Origin of the sequence: Streptomyces camelliae, from assembly GCF_027625935.1 — a bacterium.
Classification (GTDB): domain Bacteria; phylum Actinomycetota; class Actinomycetes; order Streptomycetales; family Streptomycetaceae; genus Streptomyces; species Streptomyces camelliae.
This window is the reverse complement of sequence record NZ_CP115300.1, coordinates 2,041,261-2,066,343: the sequence shown is the minus strand read 5'-3', so window position 1 is coordinate 2,066,343 and position 25,083 is coordinate 2,041,261. Positions and strand designations below refer to the sequence as shown.

The 25,083-nt window shown below is 73.5% G+C and carries 19 protein-coding genes; 14 read left to right on the top strand and 5 right to left on the bottom strand.

Features of this window, described 5'->3' with window-relative positions:
- Positions 1–90: 90 nt before the first annotated feature.
- A complete protein-coding gene (locus O1G22_RS09375) occupies positions 91–1,134 on the bottom strand; it encodes a DUF2637 domain-containing protein (RefSeq protein ID WP_270080912.1) in 1,044 nt (347 codons plus the stop codon).
- Positions 1,135–1,559: 425 nt separating this feature from the next.
- Between O1G22_RS09375 and O1G22_RS09370 the strand changes: the two genes are divergently transcribed.
- A complete protein-coding gene (locus O1G22_RS09370) occupies positions 1,560–2,321 on the top strand; it encodes a GntR family transcriptional regulator (RefSeq protein ID WP_428986484.1) in 762 nt (253 codons plus the stop codon).
- 193 nt (positions 2,322–2,514) lie between these two features.
- Here O1G22_RS09370 and O1G22_RS09365 read toward each other — a convergent pair whose 3' ends face one another.
- Complete coding sequence (locus O1G22_RS09365; protein ID WP_225095704.1) at positions 2,515–3,282, bottom strand: hypothetical protein; 768 nt, start codon at positions 3,280–3,282, stop codon at positions 2,515–2,517.
- A 164-nt stretch (positions 3,283–3,446) separates the two neighbouring features.
- Positions 3,447–5,120 carry a PucR family transcriptional regulator gene (locus tag O1G22_RS09360; protein ID WP_270080910.1) on the bottom strand — a complete coding sequence of 558 codons (1,674 nt, stop codon included), beginning with the start codon at positions 5,118–5,120 and terminating at the stop codon, positions 3,447–3,449.
- 343 nt (positions 5,121–5,463) lie between these two features.
- Between O1G22_RS09360 and O1G22_RS09355 the strand changes: the two genes are divergently transcribed.
- From O1G22_RS09355 to O1G22_RS09330, 6 genes are all read left to right on the top strand, one after another.
- Positions 5,464–6,357 (top strand): FAD binding domain-containing protein, encoded by an 894-nt coding sequence (locus tag O1G22_RS09355; protein WP_270080909.1) that lies wholly within the window; start codon positions 5,464–5,466, stop codon positions 6,355–6,357.
- On the top strand, positions 6,357–6,935 hold the full coding sequence (locus O1G22_RS09350) for a (2Fe-2S)-binding protein (RefSeq protein WP_270080908.1): 579 nt from the start codon (positions 6,357–6,359) through the stop codon (positions 6,933–6,935). Before O1G22_RS09355 ends, O1G22_RS09350 begins: the two co-directional genes overlap by 1 nt.
- Positions 6,936–6,940: 5 nt before the next feature.
- Complete coding sequence (locus O1G22_RS09345) at positions 6,941–9,325, top strand: xanthine dehydrogenase family protein molybdopterin-binding subunit (protein ID WP_270080907.1); 2,385 nt, start codon at positions 6,941–6,943, stop codon at positions 9,323–9,325.
- Positions 9,326–9,534: 209 nt separating this feature from the next.
- Positions 9,535–10,992 carry an NCS2 family permease gene (locus O1G22_RS09340; protein WP_270080906.1) on the top strand — a complete coding sequence of 486 codons (1,458 nt, stop codon included), beginning with the start codon at positions 9,535–9,537 and terminating at the stop codon, positions 10,990–10,992.
- Between the two features lie 43 nt (positions 10,993–11,035).
- Positions 11,036–12,187, top strand: a complete 1,152-nt coding sequence (locus O1G22_RS09335) for an XdhC family protein (RefSeq protein ID WP_270080905.1) — start codon at positions 11,036–11,038, stop codon at positions 12,185–12,187.
- Between the two features lie 55 nt (positions 12,188–12,242).
- Positions 12,243–12,884: a LysE family translocator gene (locus O1G22_RS09330; protein WP_270080904.1), complete on the top strand. Its 642-nt coding sequence runs from the start codon at positions 12,243–12,245 to the stop codon at positions 12,882–12,884.
- A 51-nt stretch (positions 12,885–12,935) separates the two neighbouring features.
- Here O1G22_RS09330 and O1G22_RS09325 read toward each other — a convergent pair whose 3' ends face one another.
- Positions 12,936–13,376 carry an SRPBCC family protein gene (locus tag O1G22_RS09325; RefSeq protein ID WP_225095712.1) on the bottom strand — a complete coding sequence of 147 codons (441 nt, stop codon included), beginning with the start codon at positions 13,374–13,376 and terminating at the stop codon, positions 12,936–12,938.
- 29 nt (positions 13,377–13,405) lie between these two features.
- A complete protein-coding gene (locus tag O1G22_RS09320; protein WP_270086378.1) occupies positions 13,406–14,173 on the bottom strand; it encodes a polysaccharide deacetylase family protein in 768 nt (255 codons plus the stop codon).
- 156 nt (positions 14,174–14,329) lie between these two features.
- On the opposite strand from O1G22_RS09320, the gene O1G22_RS09315 reads away from it, so the two are divergent.
- The 7 genes from O1G22_RS09315 to O1G22_RS09285 all read left to right on the top strand — a co-directional run bounded on the left by O1G22_RS09315 (position 14,330) and on the right by O1G22_RS09285 (position 25,004).
- Positions 14,330–14,974 carry a phosphoribosyltransferase gene (locus O1G22_RS09315; protein WP_270080903.1) on the top strand — a complete coding sequence of 215 codons (645 nt, stop codon included), beginning with the start codon at positions 14,330–14,332 and terminating at the stop codon, positions 14,972–14,974.
- Positions 14,975–15,387: 413 nt separating this feature from the next.
- The gene (locus tag O1G22_RS09310; protein WP_270080902.1) at positions 15,388–17,427 is read left to right on the top strand and encodes a trypsin-like peptidase domain-containing protein; all 2,040 of its coding nucleotides are present in this window, start codon (positions 15,388–15,390) and stop codon (positions 17,425–17,427) included.
- Positions 17,424–19,718, top strand: coding sequence for a serine/threonine-protein kinase (locus tag O1G22_RS09305; protein ID WP_270080901.1), 2,295 nt, complete (start codon positions 17,424–17,426; stop codon positions 19,716–19,718). The genes O1G22_RS09310 and O1G22_RS09305 overlap by 4 nt, the downstream gene beginning before the upstream one ends.
- 45 nt (positions 19,719–19,763) lie before the next feature.
- On the top strand, positions 19,764–21,332 hold the full coding sequence (locus O1G22_RS09300; RefSeq protein WP_270080900.1) for a VWA domain-containing protein: 1,569 nt from the start codon (positions 19,764–19,766) through the stop codon (positions 21,330–21,332).
- A complete protein-coding gene (locus O1G22_RS09295; RefSeq protein WP_270080899.1) occupies positions 21,329–22,522 on the top strand; it encodes a hypothetical protein in 1,194 nt (397 codons plus the stop codon). The genes O1G22_RS09300 and O1G22_RS09295 overlap by 4 nt, the downstream gene beginning before the upstream one ends.
- Entirely contained in the window at positions 22,519–23,841 is a 1,323-nt protein-coding gene (locus O1G22_RS09290; RefSeq protein ID WP_270080898.1) for an ABC transporter substrate-binding protein, read from the top strand. Before O1G22_RS09295 ends, O1G22_RS09290 begins: the two co-directional genes overlap by 4 nt.
- Before the next feature lie 62 nt (positions 23,842–23,903).
- A complete protein-coding gene (locus tag O1G22_RS09285; protein ID WP_270080897.1) occupies positions 23,904–25,004 on the top strand; it encodes a winged helix DNA-binding domain-containing protein in 1,101 nt (366 codons plus the stop codon).
- The last annotated feature ends 79 nt before the right edge of the window (positions 25,005–25,083 follow it).

Here is a 25,083-nt window from a genome sequence, read left to right as displayed (position 1 = left end):
CCGCAGATGGTTCGCAGACGCTACGCAACGGGCCGGGGACGTGACCCGTGCGGTCACGTCCCCGGCCCGTAGCGGACAGCGGATCCGGCATCAGCCGAACTGCTGCTCCAGGTCCTTCAGTTTGCGCTCCAGGGAGTCCAGGCGCGGCAGCGCCATGGTGTCGTCCTCCGCGGTGAGGTCGACGGTCACCGGCTCAGCGGACGGCTTGCGGACCGGCTGAAGGGAGGGACGGGCGCGGACGGGCAGCTGCTCCGCGGTCGATATGGCAGGCTCCGCGGTCACCTCGGCGGGGCCGCGCTCCACCGCCTGCACCTCGACCTGCCGGCCGCCCCGGCCCACGAAACCGCGGTGGCCCCGGCTGATGGCCTTCAACTGGGCGCGCTCGATGCGCTGCTGGTCGCGCCGGCGCTGGCGGGTCTCCTCCTTCTGCCGCTTGTCCTCGCGGACCTCCTCGACCGCCTCGTCCAGGCTGCGCACGCCCTCCAGGAGCATCAGCGACCAGGCCCGGTAGGTCTCGCGGGGAGCCCGCAGCCAGCGCACGATCCGGATCTGCGGCAGCGGACGCGGCACCAGGCCCTGCTCGCGCAGCGCGGCCCGGCGGGTCTGCTTCAGCGCCCGGTCGAACAGGACGGCCGCCGACAGCGACATGCCGGAGAAGAACTGCGGAGCACCCGCGTGCCCGGCACCCCGGGGCGCGTGCACCCAGTTGAACCAGGCCGCCGCCGCGGCGAACATCCACACGAGTATCCGGGAGCCGAGGGCCGCGTCACCGTGGCTGGCCTCACGCACGGCGAGCACGGAGCAGAACATCGCCGCGCCGTCCAGGCCGAACGGCACCAGGTACTGCCAGCCGTCGGTCAGCCCCAGGTTCTGTTCGCCGAAGCCGACGAGGCCGTGGAAGGACAGGGCGGCCGCGACGGCCGCACAGCAGAACAGGAGCACGTAGGAGGCCGTGCCGTAGATGGCCTCCTTGCGCCGCCGGCGCTCCTCGCTGCGCTCCCACGAGTCGTCCGCGCTCGCGTTCTCCCCGGAGGAGCGCTTGCCGCGCGCGAGCACCGCCACCGCCGCCAGCATGCCCAGGAGCAGTACGGCGCCCGGAAGCAGCCAGTTCAGCGATATGTCGGTCAGTCTCATCAGGGGTCCCTTGCATTGGGATAGGGCGTAACGCCCGCCATAGTGGCCCACTCCCGACGGCCCTCAGGGGGTTTCGGGGCAAGAGGCCGCCAAGAAAGTGCAAGGGGATGCCCAGGACGGCGTTCTGCTCGAACTGCCGCATGAGGGGCGGGAGTTGAGTTCGAATAAGACTACCCGTACGGGTGGTTCCTCGGAAAGTTCCTGCGGCACGTGAGGAAGTTGTGAATTCTCTGTCCGGGAGCCGGTCCGCGGCCGGGTGGTCCGCCGGTGATGATCTTAGTGGACGCGCGGTGAGACATGCGCCACGGGAGGGCGGGTGAATTTGCACCGCCGGGTTGTGCGCCTAAGGTGCTTGACGGACAAGTAACAACTCGTCGTTAATGACCCAAGTGCCGACAAGCCGCCAGGAGGATCCCGTGGACCCCGTGAAGCAGGTCACGCAGGGCTCCGCGCGGGTTCCCGCACAGACGCGCGCCGTCGCGGCCCCGGACGGCACGCGGGAGCGGGAGACCGCCCTGCCCGGTGCCCGGGGCGAGCACACGCACAGTGAGCGGCTGGTTCCGCAGCCGCGGGTGGCGGTGCAGCGCTCCTCGGTGCGCGGGCAGATCCTGGACGCGCTGCGGACGGCGCTGGTCACCGGCGAGCTGCGGCCGGGTGAGGTGTACTCGGCACCGGTGCTCGGCGACCGCTTCGGGGTCTCGGCGACGCCCGTGCGGGAGGCCATGCAGCAGCTCGCCCTGGAGGGCGCCGTCGAGGTCGTGCCCAACCGGGGCTTCAGGGTCGTCCAGCGGGGCGCGCGCGAGCTGGCCGAGCTGGCGGAGGTGCGCGCGCTCATCGAGGTGCCGGTGATGCTGCGGCTCGCCCGTACGGTGCCGGCCGAGCGGTGGGCCGAACTGCGTCCGCTGGCGGAGGAGACGGTACGGGCGGCGGCAGCCGGCTGTCCGGCGACGTACGCGGAGTCCGACCGGGCCTTCCACGGGGCGCTCCTCTCCCTGTCCGGCAACGAGCAGCTGGTCCGCACCGCGACCGACCTGCACCGCCGCTCCCAGTGGCCGCCGGTGCGCAGGGCGCGGGGGTACCTGGTCGCCGACGCGGCGGAGCACATGGCGCTGCTGGAGGCGTTGATCGCCGGGGACGTGGATGTGGTGCGGGGGCTGGTGGGGGAGCACTTCGCGGGCGCGAGCTGAATGGTTGCCGGTACCGAGGCCGGCCGGGGGTCGGGTCGCTTGCCGGCGCGTGCCGGGTGCCTCCCCCAAGCTCTTCGAGCAGGGGGTACCCCCAGCGCCCACCCTCCCCCAGTCTCGGCTTTGCTCGACCGGGGGTACCCCCATCGCCCCAGTGGCACGACTGCCCGCAGCTGCGAGCGCCCCGAACCGGCCCCTACGCCGTAGCCACCCCCGGAGCCGGTGGAGTCAGTTGCCTCGCCAGCCAGGTCGGGACACCCCCCAGCAGCCGGAACAGCCGCCGTGCCTCCTCCCGCAGCCGGGACGCCTCCGGCTCGGACTCCGTGTCGGCCAGGGAGGCCAGTGCCGGGGCCGTGCCGACCAGGTAGCCCAGCTCCTCCCTGATGCGCAGGGACTCGGCGAAACCGTGCCGCGCCTCCGCCAACTCGCCGTCGCGCAGGGCGAGTCCGGCGAGGTGGCGCCAGGTGAAGGACAGCAGCAGCGGGTCGGCGTGCGCGGTGGCGCCGGCGTGGGCCCGCCGGTAGGCCGCGCGGGCCGCCTGCGGGGAGCGGGTGAGGTTCTCCGCCAGCAGGCCCCGGCGGAAGTCAAGCAGGGCCCGGCCCGCCGAACCCGGAGGGATCAGCGCCGCCGCCCGGCCCAGTGCCGCCCGCGCCTCGTCCGCCCGGTCCCGCACCCCGTGCAGCGTCGCCGCGTAGGCGAGCTGCCCGCGTTCGCAGGCCGCGGCGCCCCGTTCCTCGTCGGTGTGCGCGACCGCCTCCGCCGTCCGCAGGGCGTCCTCCGCCTCCGCCCAGCCGCGCTCGGTGTACAGACACCGTTCGACCAGCAGCGCGACCCGCTGCAGGGCCGCCCCGGGGGTGTCCGGCGGCAGCAGGGCCGCCGCGTCCGCCCAGCAGGCCCGCGAGCGCAACCGCCACACCGCGGTCTGGAGCGGATCGTCACCGGCGGTCGTTCCGTTGCCAGACATGGCGGAGTGCGCCACGTTGCCCTCCCCGAGCACGCCATCGAGCTTTGAGTGGTGGCGGCATTCCAGCACCGATCGCCCGGCCGGGCCAAGGGGCTGGGTGAAACTTTTCACAAAGTAGTGGGGTGCGGGCGTGACCGGGTTCGGCCCCGCGCCCCCCGCTGACCTCAGCTCATGCGCAGGGCGAGGAAGAAGTCGAGCTTGTCCTCCAGGCGCGAGAGGTCCCGTCCCGTCAACTGCTCGATCCGGCCCACCCGGTAGCGCAGCGTGTTGACGTGCAGGTGGAGCCGGGTGGCGCAGCGGGTCCAGGAGCCGTCGCAGTCGAGGAACGCCTCCAGGGTGGGGATCAGCTCGGCGCGGTGGCGGCGGTCGTAGTCCGTCAGCGGGTCCAGCAGACGGGCCGTGAACGCGCGGCGGACGTCGTCCGGGACGAAGGGCAGCAGCAGGACGTGCGACGCCAGTTCCTGGTGGCCGGCCGCGCAGACTCGCCCTGGGCGGGCGGCTGCCACCCGGCGGGCGTGCCGGGCCTCCTCCAGCGCGCCGCGCAGCCCCTCCGCGGAGTGCACGGCCGCGCTGACACCCAGGGTGAGCCGGCCGTCGTCGTCCAGGCCCGCCGACAGCGGCTCGCGCACCGAGCGCAGCAGGGCGTCGGCCAGCAGTCCGGTCTCCGAGCCGTCGTGCTCGGAGGAGACGGCGGGCAGCGGGACCAGGGCGATCGCCTCGTCGCCGGTGTGCGCGACCGCGATCCGGTCCGAGGGTTCCGGGCCCGTCGCCAGCGGGTCGACCAGCACTTCCTCCAGCAGCGACTGGGCGACCGGCCCACCCTCGATCCCTTCGCCGTCCCACTCCACCCGGGCGACGACGACCTGCCAGTGCGGGGCCGCGCCGAGGCCGGGCAGCAGCACCGGGGCGGCCACGCGCAGCCGGGCCGCGATCTCGGCGGGCGCGGCGCCCGTCTGGACCAGCTCCAGCACCTCCTGGGCGAGCCGGCGCCGCACCGTGCGGGCCGCCTCCCGGCGGTCCCGCTCCACGGCGATCAGCTGGGTGACGCCCTGGAGCAGGTCCATGCGCTCCTCGGGCCAGTCGCCGGCGTCCGCCTCGACGGCCAGCAGCCAGTCCGACAGGACCGTCTCGCGTACGTCGCGGGCGGCCTGCGGGGAGCGGCCGGAGGAGCGGATCGGGAACAGCGAGTACGTCGTACCGGCCAACTGGACGCGGTAGGGGCCGCGCCGGCCGGTGCGGGTGGCGGCGAGGTGCTCGGCGGCCAGCTTCGCGCAGGTCTCCGCGGGCAGCTCGGGGCCCGCCTCCTTGGAGCCGGCGATCATCCGGCCGGTGGGGGAAAGCACCCAGGCGCGCAGGTCCAGGTCGGTGCCGAGCAGGTCCAGGACCACGTCCGGGCCGCCGCCCGCCGGGCCCGAGGTCATCATCCGCCGGTGCCGGTCCACCACGGCGGCCAGGTCCCCGGCGCGCTCGCCGGAGACCTGCCGGACGACGTATTCGGTGATCGTCGCGAAGGCCACCGACTCGTGCACCGCGAACAGCGGCAGCCGGTGCCGGGCACAGGCCAGCACCAGGTCGTCCGGCACATCGCCCAGCTCGGCCTCGCCGGCCGCGAGCCCGGCCACGCCGGCCTGCACCAGGATGCGGACGAAGGGCTCGGAGTCCGCGGCGTCCCGGCGCCAGGCCAGGCCCGTCAGCACCAGTTCGCCGCCCGAGAGGTAGCGGCTCGGGTCGCGCAGGTCGGTGGTCATGACACCGCGGACCTGGCGGTCCAGCTCGTCCTCGCCACCGAGCAGCCGCAGGCCCAGCGCATCGGTGTCCAGAAGTGCGCGCAGCCGCATCTCGTCGCCGCCGTTCTTTGTCTCGAAACCTACGATGGATCTTGGAGGGTGACGTGGGAAGGGCCCGGCACGGGGCCGCACAGGGCGCTCTCCAGGGTCTCGTCGCCGTTTCCTGCGTTTCTCCAGGAAATCGGTGAGGTAACCGATGGCCTCCGTTCATACGAATCTACAAGATGACCTCCGTGGCCAGCCAACTCCTTCATGGTTTCGGTGACTGACCCCGCCGGAGTACGGGGCGGTGTACTGAGTCCACTGCGCGTTAACAGGACATGAACGAGCCGGGCCCGCCGCACACGGATTGGCTCAATCTGAACGACCCACGAGACGAAGAAGAGAGCCGGTCATGGACTTCCTTCGCCCCGCCAGCTGGGAGGAGGCGCTCGCCGCGAAGGCCGAGCACCCCACCGCTGTGCCGATTGCGGGTGGCACCGATGTGATGGTCGAGATCAACTTCGACCACCGCCGGCCCGAGTACCTGCTCGACCTCAACCGCATCGGCGACCTCTACGAGTGGGAGGTCGGCGAGGAGAGCGTACGGCTGGGTGCCTCCGTCCCGTACACGAAGATCATGCAGAATCTCCGTGCCGAGCTGCCCGGCCTCGCGCTCGCCTCGCACACGGTCGCCTCCCCGCAGATCCGCAACCGCGGCGGCGTCGGCGGCAACCTCGGCACGGCCTCGCCCGCCGGTGACGCCCACCCCGCCCTCCTCGCGGCCGGCGCCGAGGTCGAGGTGGCCTCGGCGGCCCGCGGCACCCGGCTCATCCCGATCGACGCGTTCTACACGGGCGTCAAGCGCAACGCGCTCCAGCCCGACGAGCTGATCCGCGCCGTGCACGTGAAGAAGGCCGACGGCCCGCAGCAGTACTCCAAGGTCGGCACCCGCAACGCCATGGTCATCGCCGTGTGCGCCTTCGGTCTCGCGCTGCACCCCGAGACCCGCACCGTGCGCACCGGCATCGGCTCGGCCGCGCCCACGCCGGTGCGGGCCAAGGCCGCCGAGGAGTTCCTGAACGCGGCGCTCGACGAGGGCGGCTTCTGGGACAACGGAAAGATCATCACCCCGTCGGTCGCCAAGCAGTTCGCGGACCTGTGCTCCGCCGCCTGCAACCCGATCGACGACGTCCGGGGCACCGCGAGCTACCGCCGCCACGCGGTCGGCGTGATGGCTCGCCGGATGCTGACCTGGACCTGGGAGTCGTACCGCGGCGCCCGCCGCGCATCTGAGGGAGCTGCGTAATGCGCGTCAACTTCACCGTCAACGGACGTCCGCAGGAGGCCGACGACGTCTGGGAGGGCGAGTCCCTGCTGTACGTCCTGCGCGAGCGCCTCGGCCTGCCGGGCTCCAAGAACGCCTGTGAGCAGGGCGAGTGCGGCTCCTGCACCGTCCGCCTGGACGGCGTGCCGGTCTGTTCCTGCCTGGTCGCGGCCGGCCAGGTCGAGGGCCGCGACGTCGTGACCGTCGAGGGCCTCGCGGACTTCGCCCAGCAGCGCGCGTGCGGCGATTCCTGTGGCTCCAAGGGCACCTCGCTGGACGAGGCCAAGCAGTGGGCGGCCAAGGGCACCGACTCGCAGACCGGCGAGGGCACCGAACTGAGCCCCATCCAGCAGGCGTTCATCGACGCCGGTGCCGTCCAGTGCGGCTTCTGCACCCCGGGTCTGCTCGTCGCTTCCGACGAACTCCTGGAGCGCAACCCGAACCCGTCCGACGCGGACATCCGCGAGGCGCTGTCGGGCAACCTGTGCCGCTGCACGGGCTACGAGAAGATCATGGACGCGGTCCGCCTCGCGGCCGCCCGGCAGGGAGAGGCGGTCTGAGCGACATGCCCACCAACGGCGCTCCCACGAAGATCACCCAGGGTTCCCAGACCAAGGGCGGCATCGGCGAGTCCACGCTCCGCCCGGACGGCACCCTCAAGGTCACCGGCGAGTTCGCGTACTCGTCCGACATGTGGCACGAGGACATGCTCTGGGGCCAGATCCTGCGCTCCACCGTCGCCCACGCCGAGATCCTCTCGATCGACACCGGCGAGGCCCTGGCCACCCCCGGGGTCTACGCGGTCCTGACGTACGACGACCTGCCCACCGAGGTGAAGAACTACGGCCTGGAGATCCAGGACACCCCGGTCCTCGCGCACGGCAAGGTACGCCACCACGGCGAGCCGGTCGCGCTCGTCGCCGCCGACCACCCGGAGACGGCCCGCCGCGCCGCCGCCAAGATCAAGGTCGAGTACAAGGAGCTGCCCGTCATCACCGACGAGGCCTCCGCGACCGCGCCGGACGCGATCCTCGTCCACGAGAACCGCGACGACCACCACTCGGGCCATGTCCCGCACCCGAACATCGTGCACCGCCAGCCGATCGTCCGCGGCAACGTCGAGGAGGCGCGCGAGCGGGCCGACGTGATCGTCGAGGGCGAGTACACCTTCGGCATGCAGGACCAGGCCTTCCTCGGCCCCGAGTCCGGTCTCGCCGTGCCTGAGGAGGACGGCGGCGTCCACCTCTACATCGCCACCCAGTGGCTCCACTCCGACCTGCGCCAGATCGCGCCTGTCCTCGGCCTGCCCGAGGAGAAGGTGCGCATGACGCTGGCCGGCGTCGGCGGCGCGTTCGGCGGCCGCGAGGACCTGTCGATGCAGATCCACGCCTGCCTGCTGGCGCTGCGCACCGGCAAGCCGGTGAAGATCGTCTACAACCGGTTCGAGTCCTTCTTCGGGCACGTCCACCGGCACCCGGCGAAGCTCTACTACGAGCACGGCGCCACCAAGGACGGCAAGCTCACGCACATGAAGTGCAAGATCGTCCTGGACGGCGGCGCCTACGCCTCCGCCTCCCCGGCGGTCGTCGGCAACGCCTCGTCCCTCTCGGTCGGCCCGTACGTGATCGACGACGTCGACATCGAGGCCATCGCCCTCTACACCAACAACCCGCCCTGCGGCGCCATGCGCGGCTTCGGCGCGGTCCAGGCGTGCTTCGCCTACGAGGCGCAGATGGACAAGCTGGCGAAGAAGCTCGGCATGGACCCGGTGGAGTTCCGGCAGCTCAACGCCATGGAGCAGGGGACCATCATGCCGACCGGGCAGCCGGTCGACTCCCCGGCCCCGGTCGCCGAACTCCTGCGCCGCGTCAAGGCGATGCCCCTGCCGCCGGAGCGCCAGTGGGAGTCCAGCGAGGGCGCCGACGTACGGCAGCTGCCCGGCGGTCTGTCCAACACCACGCACGGCGAGGGCGTCGTACGCGGCATCGGCTACGCGGTCGGCATCAAGAACGTCGGCTTCTCCGAGGGCTTCGACGACTACTCCACCGCCAAGGTCCGCATGGAGGTCATCGGCGGCGAGCCGGTCGCGACCGTGCACACCGCGATGGCGGAGGTCGGCCAGGGCGGTGTCACCGTCCACGCGCAGATCGCCCGCACCGAGCTCGGCGTCACCCAGGTGACCATCCACCCGGCCGACACCCAGGTGGGCTCGGCGGGTTCGACCTCGGCCTCCCGGCAGACGTACGTCACCGGCGGCGCCGTGAAGAACGCCTGCGAGCTGGTCCGCGAGCGGGTGCTGGAGATCGGCCGGCGCAAGTTCGGCTCCTACCACCCCGCCTGGGCCACCGCCGAACTCCTGCTGGAGGGCGGCAAGGTCGTCACCGACGGCGGCGAGGTCCTCGGCGACCTGGCCGACGTCCTGGAGGACGAGAGCGTCGAGATCGAGGCGGAGTGGCGGCACCGGCCGACCGAGGCCTTCGACCTGCGCACCGGCCAGGGCAACGGCCACGTCCAGTACTCCTTCGCCGCCCACCGCGCGGTCGTCGAGGTCGACACCGAGCTCGGCCTGGTCAAGGTCATCGAACTGGCCTGCGCCCAGGACGTCGGCAAGGCGCTCAACCCGCTCTCCGTCGTCGGCCAGATCCAGGGCGGTACGACCCAGGGCCTGGGCGTGGCGGTGATGGAGGAGATCATCGTCGACCCGAAGACCGCCAAGGTCAGGAACCCCTCCTTCACGGACTACCTGATCCCCACGATCCTCGACACGCCGACCATCCCGGTCGACGTGCTCGAACTCGCCGACGAGCACGCCCCCTACGGGCTGCGCGGCATCGGCGAGGCCCCGACCCTGTCGTCCACCCCGGCCGTCCTCGCGGCGATCCGGAACGCGACCGGGCTGGAGCTCAACCGCACTCCGGTACGGCCCGAGCACCTCACGGGAACCGCGTAACACCGAAAGCTCTCCGGGCGGCGCAGGGAACGTCACACACTCCGCCGCGCCGCCCGGAGGAACCCCCTTTGAGTTCCGCTCCGCTCGCGGTCCTTGAAGTACCAGGAAATTCGTTCGTCTCGGGCCGTCCCCCGGGTCGTCCATTCCCAAATCCCGTACCTGTCAGGGCAGTTGTACGGGTGCCCCTGTGAACCTTGGGAGATGGCACCATGACCCAGCAGTCAGTGGAGCCCAGGACCGCAGCCGACGACGCGGGCGATGGCAGCCGCGTCCCGGCAGGGCGGTCCTGGCTCGACCGGTACTTCCACATATCCAGAAGAGGATCCTCGATCGCGCGTGAGGTGCGCGGCGGCATCACCACCTTCATGGCGATGGCGTACATCCTCCTGCTCAACCCGCTCATCCTGTCCGGCAAGGACGTCCACGGCGACACGCTCGGCCAGAAGGCGCTGATCACCGCGACCGCGCTCGCCGCCGCGTTCACCACGCTGCTGATGGGCTTCGTCGGCAAGGTGCCGCTCGCGCTCGCCGCCGGCCTGTCCGTCTCGGGCGTGCTGTCCTCGCAGGTCGCCCCCAACATGACCTGGCCGCAGGCCATGGGCATGTGCGTGATGTACGGCGTGGTCATCATGCTGCTGGTCGTCACCGGCCTGCGCGAGATGATCATGAACGCGATCCCGCTCGCGCTCAAGCACGGCATCACCATGGGCATCGGCCTGTTCATCGCGCTCATCGGTCTCTACAAGTCCGGCTTCGTGCACAAGGGCGAGGCCACCCCGCTCAGCCTCGGCCCGGCGGGCCAGCTCACAGGCTGGCCGGTGCTGCTCTTCGCCGGCACCCTGCTGCTGATCTTCATGCTCCAGGCCCGGAACATCCCCGGCGCCATCCTCATCGGCATCGTCTCCGGCACGATCGTCGCCGCGGTCCTCAACGGCCTCGGCGTCATCGACCCCAAGCAGTGGGCCAACGGCGCGCCCGAACTGCACGGCAGCGCCGTGTCGATGCCCGACTTCTCACTCCTCGGGCACGTCGAGTTCGGCGGCTGGGGCAAGGTCGGCGCGATGACGATCGCCATGATCGTCTTCACCCTCGTCCTCGCCGGTTTCTTCGACGCGATGGCCACCATCATCGGCGTCGGCACCGAGGCCGAGCTGGCCGACGACAAGGGCCGGATGCCCGGCCTGTCCAAGGCGCTGTTCATCGACGGCATGGGCGGTGCGATCGGCGGTGTGGCGGGCGGCTCCGGCCAGACCGTCTTCATCGAGTCGGCGACCGGCGTCGGTGAAGGCGCCCGCACCGGCCTCGCGTCCGTGGTGACGGGCCTGTTCTTCGCGGCCTGCCTGTTCTTCACCCCGGTCACCGCGATCGTCCCGCCGGAGGTCGCCTCCGCCGCCCTGGTCGTCATCGGCGCCATGATGCTGATGAACGCCCGGCACGTGGACTGGGCCGACCGCGCCACCGCGATCCCGGTCTTCCTGACCGTCGTCCTGATGCCGTTCACGTACACCATCACCACCGGTGTCGCGGCGGGCGTCATCTCCTACGTCGCCATCAAGACCGCCCAGGGCAAGGCCCGCGAGATCGGCGCCTTCATGTGGGGCCTGACGGTCGTCTTCCTGATCTACTTCGCCCTCCATCCCATCGAGGCCTGGCTCGGCGTCCACTAGCCGCCGAGGCCCCGTCATCCGCAACCCGTGAGGAGACCGACAGATGCTGGACATCGCCGAAGAGCTGAACCGGTGGGTCGAGCAGGGCCGTGACTTCGCCGTCGCCACCGTGGTGGCCGTCGGCGGCAGCGCGCCGCGCCAGCCCGGCGCCGCCCTCGCGGTGGACGCCGACGGCACGGCCATCGGGTCGGTCTCCGGCGGGTGCGTGGAGGGCGCCGTGTACGAGCTGTGCCAACAGGCGCTCGACGACGGGGAAACCGTCCTCGAACGCTTCGGCTACAGCGACGAGGATGCCTTCGCCGTCGGCCTGACCTGCGGCGGAATCATCGACATCCTCGTCACACCGGTCCGGGCGGACGGTCCCGCCCGGCCGGTGGTCGCCGCCGCGCTGGCCGCCGCCGCCCGTGGGGAGGCGGCGGCGGTCGCGCGGATCACGGACGGCCCGGCCGAGCTGCGGGGCCGGGCCCTCCTGGTCCGCCCCGACGGCTCCTACGACGGCGGTTTCGGCGCCCACCCCGAACTGGACCGCACCGTCGCCGCCGAGGCCGGCGCCTTCCTGGACGCGGGCCGCACCGGCACCCTGGAGATCGGTGAACAGGGCTCGCGCTGCGGCGCCCCGCTCACGGTCCTGGTGGAGTCCTCCGTCCCCGCCCCCCGCATGATCGTCTTCGGTGCGATCGACTTCGCCTCGGCGCTGGTCCGCGTCGGCAAGTTCCTCGGCTACCACGTCACCGTGTGCGACGCCCGCCCGGTGTTCGCTACCAGGACCCGCTTCCCGGACGCCGACGAGATCGTCGTCGAGTGGCCGCACACGTACCTGGAGCGCACGGAGACCGACGGCCGCACGGTCCTCTGCGTCCTCACCCACGACGCCAAGTTCGACGTACCGCTGCTTCAGCTGGCCCTGCGGCTGCCCGTCGCCTACGTCGGCGCCATGGGCTCGCGCCGCACCCACCTCGACCGCAACCGGCGCCTGCGCGACATCGGCGTCACCGAGCTGGAACTGGCCCGCCTGCGCTCGCCCATCGGCCTCGATCTCGGCGCCCGTACGCCGGAGGAGACGGCCCTGTCGATCGGCGCGGAGATCGTCGCGAACCGGCGCGGCGGCAGCGGGGCCTCGCTGACCGGCGCGCACACCCCGATCCACCACGACACGGCGTCCCGGCCGGACGGGCTGATCGGATCGGTGGCCTGAGAGAGCGCAGGAAAACGGTTTGCGGGGCGATGCCGGGCCCGGTTTGCATGAAGGCATGGTGTCCTCCGACCGGCTGACGGCCTTCGCGCTGCTGTCCCTCCTCCTCATCGTGGTGCCCGGCCCCAGCGTGCTGTTCGTGGTGGGCCGCGCCCTGGCCCACGGCCGCCGGGCCGCGCTGATCACCGTCGCCGGAAACACGCTCGGCGCGTACGTGCTCGTCGCGGTCGTCGCGCTCGGCATCGGCTCGATCGTGGAGCGCTCGCTGCTCGTCTTCACCGCGCTGAAGCTCGCGGGCGCCGCCTACCTCGTGTATCTCGGCGTGCGCGCCTGGCGGCAACGCGGCTCATTGCGGGCCGCGTTCGCGGAGACGAGCGGTCCCGGGCACGGTGCTGTGCGCACCTTCCGGGAAGGTTTCACGGTCGGTGTGGCCAACCCCAAGACGACGGTCTTCTTCGGCGCGGCGCTGCCGCAGTTCGTGGACCGCGGGCAGGGGCACGTCCCCGCGCAGATGCTGCTGCTCGGGCTCGTCTTCAACGCCATCGCGCTGGCCTCCGACAGCGTCTGGGGGCTGGCCGCCTCCGCCGCGCGCGACTGGTTCGCCCGCTCACCGCGCAGGCTGTCCGCCGTGGGCGGGGCCGGCGGGCTGACCATGATCGGGCTGGGGGTGACGGTGGCGGTGACGGGGCGCAAGGACTAGCGATGCGTGTCCCCGCGTAGCGCTGCATGTCCCCGCGCCCCTCCGGGGTGCTCACGCCCGCCGAAGCAGATGGTTCACCGCGCGCCCGAACATCACCCGCGCCGTTCGCTCCAGCACGCCGTCGAAGCCACGCGGCAGCCACCGCACCCGCAACTCCTCCCGCCACACCACCCGGGTACGGCCCCCGGGCCCCGGCCGGACCTCGATCTCGGCCCAGCCCAGGACCGTACGGCCCCGCTTCTCCAGGCGGCACAGGCCTGCCTCCCCGTCGGCGGGCGGGCACCAGAGCGTGACCTCCATGACGTCGTCGAAGGCCAGCGGGCCGATGCCGGAGCGGGCCACGAAGCGTGTGCCCACCTGGGTCGGCGGGGGCGTGAGCACCCTGATCCGGGTCAGCGGGACCGCGTCGGCGTGGCGGGGCCACTCGGTGAGCCGGCGCCACGCCTCGTCGAGCGGGAGCGGGGCCGTGCGGGTGAAGGAGAAGGTCGGCACGGCATGATCGTAGGGGCCCGTGGCGGGCGTCAGGGACGGTACACCTTGCCCGGTTCCGCCTTGCCGGGCGCCAGCAGCTGAGGCACCGTCACGAAGACGTAGCCGCGCTCCTTCAGCGCGTCGATGATGCCGGGCACGGCGGGCACGGTGCCGGGGTAGATGTCGTGCAGCAGGATGATCCCGTCCCGGGACGACTGCTCCAGGACCCGCTTCTTGATGAGCGCCGAGTCGTTGGTCGTGTAGTCCTTGGCCGTCACGCTCCACAGCACCTCCGCCAGGCCCTCCTCCTTGGCGATCCTGTGCACGTCGGAGTCCGTACGGCCCTGCGGCGGGCGCATCAGCGTGGGCCGGTGCCCGGTGAGCCGCTCGATCGCGTCGTCGGGTCGCTTGAGCTCGTCGCGTATCTGCGCGTCCGAGATCTTCGTCAGGATCTTGTGGTCCCAGGTGTGGCTCGCCACCTCGTGGCCCTCGGCCGCCATCCGCTTGACCAGCTCGGGGTACTTCTCGATGTGGTTCTTGCCGAGCAGGAAGAAGGTGGCCGGGACCTTCTTCTCCTTGAGGATGTCGAGCAGTCGCGCCGAGTTCTCGCTGGGCCCCGCGTCGAAGGTGAGCGCGATGCACGTGGCCTTGCGGCAGTCGACGGTCCCGAATGTCGCCGGTGTCCCCTTCGCCGCCGCGGCCCGTGCGGTGCTCGGTGCGGTCGTGTCGACCTGGGCGCAGCCGGAGAGCGTGAGCGCGAGGCATACGGCGGCGGAGGCGAGCGCGGCCGGACGCAACCTTCGGGTGGTCTCGCGCATCTTCCTCGGCGCACGCTTCGGGTTCGGGATCTTGCCGGTCCACAGAGACATGCCTGGACTATACACGCAGTGTATAGATCTGGTGTGTGCATGCCTCCGGTGGTGTCGGCCGGAGGAGCACCATGGAAGGAGGGGCTCCGTGGAGGAGGACCAGCCATGCGTTACCGGGACCGTGCCGAGGCCGGGCGGGCACTGGCCGGACTGCTGGTCGACCTGTGCGAACGGGAGGGGCTCGCCGATCCGCTCGTGCTCGCGCTGCCGCGGGGCGGCATCGCCGTCGCCGAACCGGTGGCCCGGGCCCTCGACGCCCCGCTCGACGTGCTGGTCGTCCGCAAGATCGGCGCCCCGCACCATCAGGAGTTCGCCGTCGGCGCGCTCGCCGCGGACGACCCGCCCCTCTTCGACGCCGGCACCCTCGACATGCTCGGCCTGACCGAGGAGTCGATGGCGCCGGCGGTCGAGCGTGAGCGGCAGGAGCTGCGCCGCCGCGAGGAGCGCTACCGCGGCGACCGTCCGCCCCCGGACCCGGCCGGGCGTACGGTGATCGTGGTCGACGACGGGCTGGCCACCGGGGCCACCGCCCGCGCGGCCCTGCGCCACGTCCGGCGCCGCCGGCCCGCACACCTCGTGCTCGCCGTACCCGTCGGCGCCCCCGACTCACTGGACCGGCTCGCGGCCGAGGCCGACACGGTCGTGTGCCCGTACCGGCCGGCCGGCTTCGCCGCCGTGGGCCAGTGGTACGAGGACTTCGAGCAACTCACCGACGCCCAGGTACTCGAAGCACTCCACGCCCAGCACTGAGGCGCACCCGCCGGCCGGCTGTGCGGGGCACCGGCACGGAGCCGGCTCCCGTCGTGACCGGCACCGGCAGGACGTTCGGTGCCGCCGTTTCGCGGGTGGGGTCACCGGTTCGCGGTGCGGGCTGGGGGCGCCCGTGCCGAGCCCGCCCTCGCGGCTCGTGGGTGGCGCTCGCGCCGAGTCGGCTCCTGCCATGGGCAGCACCGTTACGGAGCCCGCTGCCGTTCGGTTCGCGGGCGGCACCGGTGTCGAGGCCGCTCCCGGCGGTGTGCGGGTACAGCAGTCGTCCCTTGTACGTCCCGGTTCCCGCGTCTCGGCAACGCCCCCGTGCACACCAGTAGTACCGGGCCGGTACGCGGAGTAACTTGGTGGCCATGACGCGCACGGGGGAGCGAGCCGTCACAACGCGGTTACGGATGCCGTCCTGGATCGCCCGCATCGAGGCGCCGGACGGGCGGGTGCTCGGTGCGGGGGTGCTGCTCGCCCGCGACCGGGTGCTCACCGCCGCCCATGTCGTGGCTCCCGGCCGCCGTTACACCGTCCGCCTGGTCGCAGTGCGCGGCCTGGACCCCGTACCCGCCACCGTCCACGCGGACGAGCATGTGCCGCAGCGCGAGGACAGCCTCGGCAGCAGCAGCGGCGACCTGGCCCTGCTGCGCCTGGACCGGCCCCTGCCCGACGGCCATGCCACCCGGCTCCACCGACTCGCCGTGCCGTACGGCGAGGTGAGCATGTACGGCTTCCCGGACGGCGACGACGGCGGCCGCTGGCACGGTGCCACGCTGGAAGCCGCCCGTGGCCGGGACAGCCAGGTGCAGTTGCGCCCGCTGAGCCCCGGCGAACTGGCCGCTCCCGGCTTCAGCGGCGGCCCCGTGGTCGACCACGCGACCGGCCGGGTCATCGGCATCGTGCTCAGCGTGGACGAGGGAACCCCCTCCGCCTTCAGCTACATGAGCCCCACCGAGACCATCCTCAGCCATCTGCCGCAGGTCGCCGCCTGGACCGACGGCGCCGAGGCCGTCGACCCCCGGCTGCGCACCGGTGCCCGGGCCGCGTCCGGCGCGCTCGACGTGCGGTTCGCCACCGAACTCGCCTCCTGGTTCCGGGGCGAGGGCTGGCCGGTCCTCGTCACCGTCGTCCCCGACCGCAGCGACCGCGCCTGGACCCTGAACCGGGCCGTCACACTCGCCGACCGGGAGCTGCGCACCGACCGCAACGCCAGTGTCTTCAGCCACGACCCGCCCGAGACCGTGCCCCCGGCCGGCGCGCACGATCTCGCGCTGGACGTCAAGGAGCTCACCGCGGCCGACGTCATGGACCGCGTCGCCGCCCGCCTGGGCATCGGCGACGACCCCCGGCCCGAACGGCTCGGCGCGCTGCGCGTCCCGCTCGCCGCCGTGCTGGTCGGCGTCGACGAGGCCGCCGAACCCGGTGCGCTGCTCGGCCTGCTGGACCGGCTCGCCCGCCAGGGCGCCCGGCTGCTGCTGGTCTTCCGCCGCCAGGGGGAACGCGCCGACCAGGCGGCCGAGCTGCTCGTGGGCCGGCCGCTGTACGACCGCTGGGTCCGGCTGCACGCCGAACTGGACCGGATCGTCGAGGAGTTGGGCCCGGCCCTGGATCGGCTGCGGGACCGGGTGCTGCCCGGCCCCGGCTCCCGGCAGCTGGTCGAACAGGCCGAGGGCGGGGTACGGCGCACCCGGATGCTGCGCGCCTGGGTCGCCCACACCCCGGAACGCGAACGCGAACCCGCCCGCGCCGGCCTGCTGTTCACCTTCGAACAGGCCGCCGACCGCCGCCGGCAGCGTCTGGAGCAGGCGATCGGCCTGCTCGACACCCGCCTGCACCGCCGCGAGGAACTCCTCGGCCGGGTCAGCGCGGAGTGGCCCCTGTGCCGACAGCGGGCGGCGGAGGCGCCGGGCCGGCCGGGGGAGCCGATGCCGTACGGCTCGTCGGAGGCGCCGGGCCGGGAAGCGCCTGGAGACCCGGGCCGTACCGGCCCGCCCTCGCCCGGCGACCGGATCATGGAGGCGTACCAGCTCTACGAACACGCGCTGGCCCTCCTCCGGCACACCCCCTGCGACCTCGAACGAGCCGAGGCGGCCGTCAACCGCTTCATCACCTTCTGCTCGGGCACGGCACCGACATCCGGGAACCCGGCCGGGACAGCGGAGGACAGGGGTACGACGCCGGCCGCCTCGCCCCCCGAAAACCGGGGCAGGGAAGCCGGCCACCAGGCCCCCGGACGCCCGGCACCCCCGGATCACCCGGCACCCCCGGATCACCCGGCACCCCCGGATCACCCGCCCCGGGCCCTGGATCACCCGACTCCGCCCCCAGACCCCCCAAGCACCACTCCACCCCCACCCCACCGAACACCGGCCCGCGGTCACCCCGCCCCCGGACACCCGGCGCCATCACCCCGTAGCCCCCGCCCAGGAGAGGAGAGCCCGTCGTGACCTCATGCATCCGGCCCGGGTGTGCGGGCCACATCATGGCGACCGGTTACTGCGACACCTGTGGGCACCGGCACATCGAGCCGCGTGCCGTGCCGGCCGTGCGGGCGCCGCGGGCCGACCCGTCGGTCCCCGCCGGCGGGACCGGGGGTGAGGAGAGCCCCGGGCCGCCGGCCGTGCACGCCGTCGCCGGGGTCGGGGAACTCGATCAGCACGGGCTCGTCGTACTCCCCGAGGTACCCGTTCCCGATCACGTGCTGGTGGCCGATCCGCGCCCGCCGACGGGCGGCCGCCGCTGCGGGGCGAACGGCTGCACCATGACCGTCGGGATCGGTTACGGAGGGCAGCCCACCCGCGCCACCGGCCGGTGCCCGCGCTGCGGTACGGAGTACTCGTTCCTGCCGCAGCTGGACAAGGGCGACGTGGTCGCGGATCACTACCGCGTCCTCGGCTGCCTCGCCCGCGGCGGCCTCGGCTGGATCCATCTCGCCGAGGACACCCGCGCCGACGGCCACCGGGTCGTCCTCAAGGGCCAGATCAACGTCCACGACGCCCTCGCCCGCCTGGGCGCCGTCGAGGAGCGCCGCTCCCTGACCGATCTGCACCACCCGGACATCGTCCGCATCATCACCTACGCCGACCACCGCGCCCCCGGGCGCACCCCCACCGGCTACCTCGTCATGGACTACATCGGCGGCCGCTCCCTGCAGCAGCTCTTCGACGCCGACGACGCCGAGCGGATCTTCCACGGCCGCCCCCGCCTCGACCACGTCCTCACCTACGGCTGCAAGATCCTCGGCGCCCTTCAGTACATGCACGAACGCGGGCTGCTGTACTGCGACATGAAGCCCGCCAACGTCATCCACTTCGGCCGGGCGGTGAAGGTCATCGACCTCGGCGCGGTCCGCGCGATCGGCGACCGCACCTCCGCCTACGTCTACACGGCCACGTTCGCCCCGCCGAAGCAGGAGATCGACCGGCGCGGCTGGCACGTCGACAGCGACCTCTACACGGTCGGCATGACCCTCCAGGCCCTGGCCCGCGGCACCGAACCGGCCCGCGGGCTCGCCCCCGACTCCTTCCGCCGGATCGTCGACCGCGCCACCCACGCCGAGCCCGCCGCCCGGTTCCGTACGGCGGCCGAGATGTCCCGCCAACTGTGGGAAGTGCTGCGGGAGTTCCGCTCGCTGCAGTTCGGCGAGCAGCTGCCGGAGAGCTCCACCCGGTTCCGTGCCACCGGCGCCAGCCTCGATGCCGGCCTCGGCGCGATCCCGGGCCTGGACCACTGGACCCGCCGGCCCGGCGAGCGGCCGCTCGGCCTCGACGTCTCCCCGCCGTCCGCCGCCGAGGTCGCCGGCGCCCTGCCGGAACCGGTCCCCGACCCCGCCGACGGCGCCGCCCTGCTGCTGGACACCTTCCCGCCCGACGCCCCCGACCGGGTCGCCCGGCAGTGGCCCCGCGAGTCCCGCCTCGGCACCCCCGAGACCGCGCTGTGGCTGTGCCGCGCCTACCTCCGACGCGGCGAACAGCAGCAGGCCGTCGGCTGGCTCGCCGAGGCCGAGACCCAGCTCGGCGAACGGGCCGCCGCCCACGACTGGCGGATCGCCTGGCACCGCGGCGTCCTCCACCTCAGCAAGGGCGAAGTCCCCCAGGCCGGCGCCCACTTCGACACCGTCCACCGGGCCCTGCCCGGCGAGTACGTCCCCAAGCTGGCCCTCGGCTACTGCGCCGAGCAGGCGGCCGGCAGCGGGGGAGACCCCGACGCCGCGTACGCCCGCGCCATGCGGTTCTACGAGGCCGTGTGGAAGCGGGACTTCGCGCACACCGCCGCCGCGTTCGGGCTGGCCCGGGGCCATCTGGCCGGCGGCGACCGGGACGCGGCCGTACGCGTCCTGGACGACGTCCCCGCCACCTCCCGCCATCACGACGCCGCCCGGATCGCCGCCGTACGCGTCCGCGCCGGCCTGCTGCACGGGCGCCCGCCCGCACCGGCCGACCTGCGCGACGCGGCCCGGCGGCTGCCCGAGCTGCGCCTGGACGGCGGCGCCGCCGACGGCGAGTCCCGGGCCCGGCTGGCCGCCGAGGTCCGCGAGAACGCCCTGCACGGCCGGCCAGGTCCGGGCTGGGGACCGGAGTTCCCGGCCGGGGACCTGCTCGGGCCCGGAGACGAGGACAGCCTGCGGGGTCTGCTGGAGCACTCCTTCCGGCAACTGGCCGCACAGGCCCGCACCGCCGCCGAACACGGCCGGCTGCTCGACCTGGCCCACGCGGTCCGGCCGATGACCACCTTCTGACGACCGACTGTCCGTGCAACGCCCGTGACGACCTGGGGGACGACGATGACCGGGGCCCGGCAGATCGAGGTGACCCTCGCGGTCGGCCAGCAGAAGGAACTGCCCGTCGCGCCGCCCCCGGCGGGAGGGGCCGGCCGGGAGATGCACGCCATCCTGGAGATCGGCGTCCGCAGCCACGGCGGCCCGGGACTCGCCGCCACCGCCCCCGGCGGGGCCGCGGGGCCCGCGCTCGCCGAGGTGCTGATCGTCGACACCTCCCGCTCCATGCTCCATCCCGCCGCCAAGCTGCACGCCGCGAAGGACGCCACCGTCGCCGCGGTCCGGCTGCTGCCCGAGGGCACCGCCTTCGCCGTGCTCTCCGGGCGGTTCGACGCCACCGTGGTCCACCCCGGCCCCGGCGGCGCGCCGATGGCCGTCGCCGGGCCCGCCGAACGGGACGCCGCCGAGCGGGCCGTACGGATCCTGGACGCGGACGGCGGCACCGCCATCGGCATGTGGCTCGACCTGGCCCGGAGGCTGCTGAAGCAGCAGTCCGCCCCCGTCAAGCACGTCCTGCTGCTCACCGACGGACGCAACGAGCACGACCACCGGGCCGACATGACCCTCCAGACCGCCCTGGACGCCTGCGAGGGCCGGTTCGTCTGCGATGCCTGGGGCATCGGCGACGACTGGGACGCCGAACTGCTGCTGCGTATCACCCGGCGGCTGCACGGCCGCGCCGGAGCGGTCCGCGACGAGTCCGAACTGACCGCCGCCTACGAGGAGTTGATGCAGGGTCTGTTCGGTACCGCGGTGCCCGAGCTGCGCATCAGACTCACCCCCACCCCCGGCACGGTGATCCGCCGTGTCACCCAGGTGGTGCCCGGCGAGCAGGAACTGACCGCCGTCCGGGCCGGTTCCGCCGGGCGCGGCATCGAGTACGTCACCCGGGCCTGGGGCGACGAGGTACGGCACTTCCAGGTCGTGCTGAGCGCCGACCCGACCGGCCGGGAGACCGGCGAGGACCTGCAGCTGGCCGCCGTCGAGGTCGTCGTACCCGACTTCGGCCGCCCGGTACGGCTGCCCCCGCCGCGGCCGATCCTGGTGCGCTGGACCGACAACCCGCTCGACGCCTCCCGGCGGCATCCCGGGGTGCGCCGGCACGAGCTGTACCAGCAGGCGAGCGCCGCCGTCGCCGAGGCCTACCGGGCCTGGCTGCGCGGCGCCGACGGCCGGGCGGCGGCGGACCGCGCGCTGACCCGGGCGCTGGCCCTGGCCGGCGAGCTGGACGACGCCCAACTCCTCGGCGCGCTGCGGCGCATCGAGGACAAGGGGGAGAGCGGGGGCGGCGCCGGGAAGGGCGGGAGCGACGGACGCGGCACGGGACGGGTGCGTGCCGGTCTGAAGGACGTCGACTGGCAGCACCTGATCCTCTCCAGCGCCATGACCACCCCGCCCCAGCCGCCCGCCTCCGGCCCGCCACCCGCGACCCCGCCCGGCGCCGATCCGGCGCAGGAGGGCGGCCCCGACCCCGGCGGCCTGGTCGAGTGCCCCGAGTGCGGCTGGCTCGGCCCGGCCGACTCGCTCTACTGCGGAGGCGACTGCGGCCGCCCCCTGAGGGGATCACCCACATGACCCCCGACCCCACCGCCCCACGCCCCGGCGGACCCTACGGCACTCCGGCCTCCGGTCCGCCGCCCACCACGCGCGCGACGGACCCGCACGGCACACCGGCCCCCGACACCCCTGCCCCCGGCACCCCGGCCGCCGACCCGCGGACCGGTCCGCACCGCGCCGGCCACCTCCGCGCGTCCGCCCCCGCCCGCCCGCTCCGCCCCCAGGGACCCCTGGACCGTAGCGCCCGCCCGCTCCACCCCCTCCGCCCCGGCCGGCGTCCGCCCGCCGGGGCCGGTCCCGGCGCCAGTACCACCGCCCACGACCTCTCCGTACGCCACCGTCTGCTGCTGGTCCTGTCGGCACTGCTGACGCTGTCCCTGTTCCTGTCGTACGAAGGGGTGCACGGCGACGCCGACCCGCTGCGTACCTCCAGCGCGCCGGCCGTGCTGTCCATCGACACCGCGCTGTACGCACTGGACCAGGCGCAGCGGGACGCCGGGGCGGCGGCGCCGACCAGTGACTTCCAGAAGCAGATCTCGGTGGCCGCGCAGAGTCTCGCGGCCGCCGCCGGGGACGGTGTCGGCGGGCCGGCGGGCCGGCAGGCGCTGCAGACCGTCGCCGGGCTGATCACGGTGTACGCCGTCAAGGTCCAGCAGGCCCAACTGCAGCCCGCGGACAGCGTGTTGCGTGAGGCCTACCTCAGCTACGCCACCAGCGTGCTGACCGACCAGGGCTCCGGGATCCAGGCCCGGCTGACCGGCCTGCGGGCTGAAGCGCGGGCCGCGGTGCACGGTCAGAGCTCGTTCGGGGCGTGGCTGTGGTGCGGCTGGACCGTGACGCTGCTGCTCGCCGTCGCCCTCGCCGCGGCCCTGCTGGAGACCCAGCTCTTCCTGCGCCGCCGCTTCCGCCGCCGGTACAACCGCGCCCTGCTCGCGGCGGGCACCCTCCTCACGGCCTGGGTGGTCACCGCGCTGCTGTTCACGGTGTGGACGCACCGGGGCATGGCGCGCACCCGCACGCTGCTCGACCGCCCGCTGACCGGGCCGCTCATCACCGACGCGGGGCGGAACACCGCCTCGTACCTCGCCCACACCGGCTTCCGCGCGTCGGCCGCGGTGTGGATCCTGATCGGAGGCATCCTGCTCATGGCCCTCGCCGAGACCGGACTGCGGCGGCACATCGACGACTACCGGTTCAGGCCCCGGTGAGCGCCCCGACCGGCGGCCCCGCGCAGGCCGCGCCCGCCCCGCGCCGCAGTCGGCCCCGCATCCGCGTCCGCACCCGTACCGTCACCGTGCTGGCCGGCTGCCTGATCCTGCTGGCCGCCGCCCTCGTCGCCGGGGTGCGCACCCTCCGGCAGGAGCCGACCGTCACCCTGCTGGCCAACTGGACCGGCACCGACGAGCAGGACTTCCGGGACGCGGTGCTGAAGCCGTTCGAGCGCAGGCACCACATCCACGTCGACTACCAGGGCAGCTCCGCCGAGAGCGAGGTGCTCGGCGCCGATGTCGAGGCCGGGACCCCGCCCGACGTGGTGGTGCTGACCGGGCCCGGCGAACTCGCGGCCTACGCCCGGCAGGGGCAGCTGAAACAGGTCGACGATCTGCTGCCCCGCTCCGGGTTCGGCGCGTCCTGGACCACACCGCTGGACGGGCACGTGTACTGGTTCCCGTTCAAGGCCGACCTGAAGAGCCTCGTCTGGTACCCGGCCGGCACCAGCGCACAGCAACTGGCCGCGGCCGCGACTCGACCCGGGCAGTGGTGCCTCGGCATGGGCTCCGGGGCGACCAGCGGCTGGCCCGGCACCGACTGGATCGAGGACATCCTGCTCCAGCGGTCCGGCCCGGACGTCTACCAGCGTTGGGCGCGCGGTGAACTGCCCTGGCAGTCCAGGGAGGTGAAGGAGGCCTGGACGACCTGGGGCCGCATGGTGGGCGCGGGAGGCGACCCGGCCCTGGTGCGCCGGGCGCTGAAGACGCCGTACCAGGACGCGTCCGAGCCGGTCACCCGGACCCCGCGCGGCTGCACACTGGAGCACCAGGCGTCGTTCATCCGCAACCAGGACGCCTGGAAGCGGGTGGACGGCCGGTACGTGCCCTCCGCCCGGCTGATCCCGGGGGCGAGGGCCGACGACGCCTGGCTGGTCTCCGGCGACCTGGTCGCCCTGCTGCACGACACCTCACCGGCCCGGACCCTGATCCGCTACCTCGCCTCGGCCGACGCCCAACGGGCCTGGAGCACCCGGGAGTTCAGCTTCTCGGTCAGCCCCGAGGCGCAGCCGGCCCCCGGCGCCGGCGGCACCGCCTGGCATCACGCCCTCGCCACGACCCTCCTCGACGACCGCGCGGTGCACTGCTTCGACGGCTCCGACGCGATGCCGCCCTCGGTGCGCGACGCCTTCGCCGAGGCGACGATCGAGTACCTCGCCCACCCCGACCACCTCGACGCCCTGCTGAAGAACCTCGACTCCCTGCGCCAGACCCACGGCCTGACCTGGCTCCAGTCGGTGTGCGACCGCACGTCGTGACCCGCGCCGCACCCGGCCGAAGTAGGACACAATCTGTCCTCATGCCGGGCTAGCGTGCGGGCATGACGAAGAGCGGCGCCCCTGTCCTCAGCATCCGCGCGCTGAACCGCGCGACCCTGGCCCGGCAGCTTCTGCTGCGCCGCTCGGCGCTGTCCGCCCGGGACGCGGTGCGTCATCTGGTCGGACTCCAGGCGCAGAACACCGAGCCCCCGTACTACGCGCTCGCCGCCCGCCTCGACGGATGCGCGCCCGAGGAGCTGTCCGGGCTCATGGCCCGGCGCGCGGTCGCCCGCATCGTCACGCTGCGCTCCACGCTGCACACCCACACCGCCGAGGACTGCCTCGCCCTCGGGCCGTTCGTCCAGCCCGCCCGGGACCGGGAACTGGGCGTCTTCCGCGCGGGGCTCGCCGGAGTCGACCTCGGCCGGCTGGCCGCGCTCGCCCGCGAACTGGTCGAGGCCGAACCACGGACCATGGCCCAGCTGCGCGCGGCCCTCGGCGCCGAGTGGCCCGGCGCCGAGCCGCGCGCCCTCGCGATCGCCGCCCGCTGCACGCTGCCCCTGGTCCAGGTCACCCCGCGCGGGCTGTGGGGCCGCGGCGGGCAGGTGGCCCTCACCACCGCCGAGCACTGGCTGGGCCGCCCCGCCGGGCCCGCCGCCGACCCGGACACGGTCGTGCGGCGCTATCTGGCCGCCTTCGGCCCGGCCTCGGTGAAGGACATGCAGACCTGGGCCGGACTCACCCGGCTGCGCCCCGCCTTCGAGCGGCTGCGCCCGGACCTGCTCACCTTCCGGGACCCGAACGGGGTCGAGCTGTTCGACCTGCCCGAGGCACCGCGCCCCGATGCGGACACCCCGGCCCCGCCCCGTTTCCTGCCCGAGTACGACAACCTGCTGCTCTCCCACGCCGACCGCACCCGCGTCGTACCGCCGGAGCACCGGGGCCGCACCGCGCGGGGCAACCAGGCCTTCCGCACCCTCCTGGTGGACGGATTCCTGGCCGGGCTGTGGAAGCTTCGAGGCGACACCCTCGTCGTCGAGCCCTTCGGGGACCTGACGAAGGCCCAGCGGGAGGACATAAGCGCCGAGGGCGCCCGGATGGCGGCGGTGCTGCGCCCGGGGACGCCGTACGACGTCCGGTTCGGCTCCGTCGTACGGCGCTGAGCGGCCCCCCGGCGGCTCAGCCACCGTACGACGTGGAGAGGGGGGCGTTGCGGGCCGCTCGTGGTGGCCCGCAACGCCC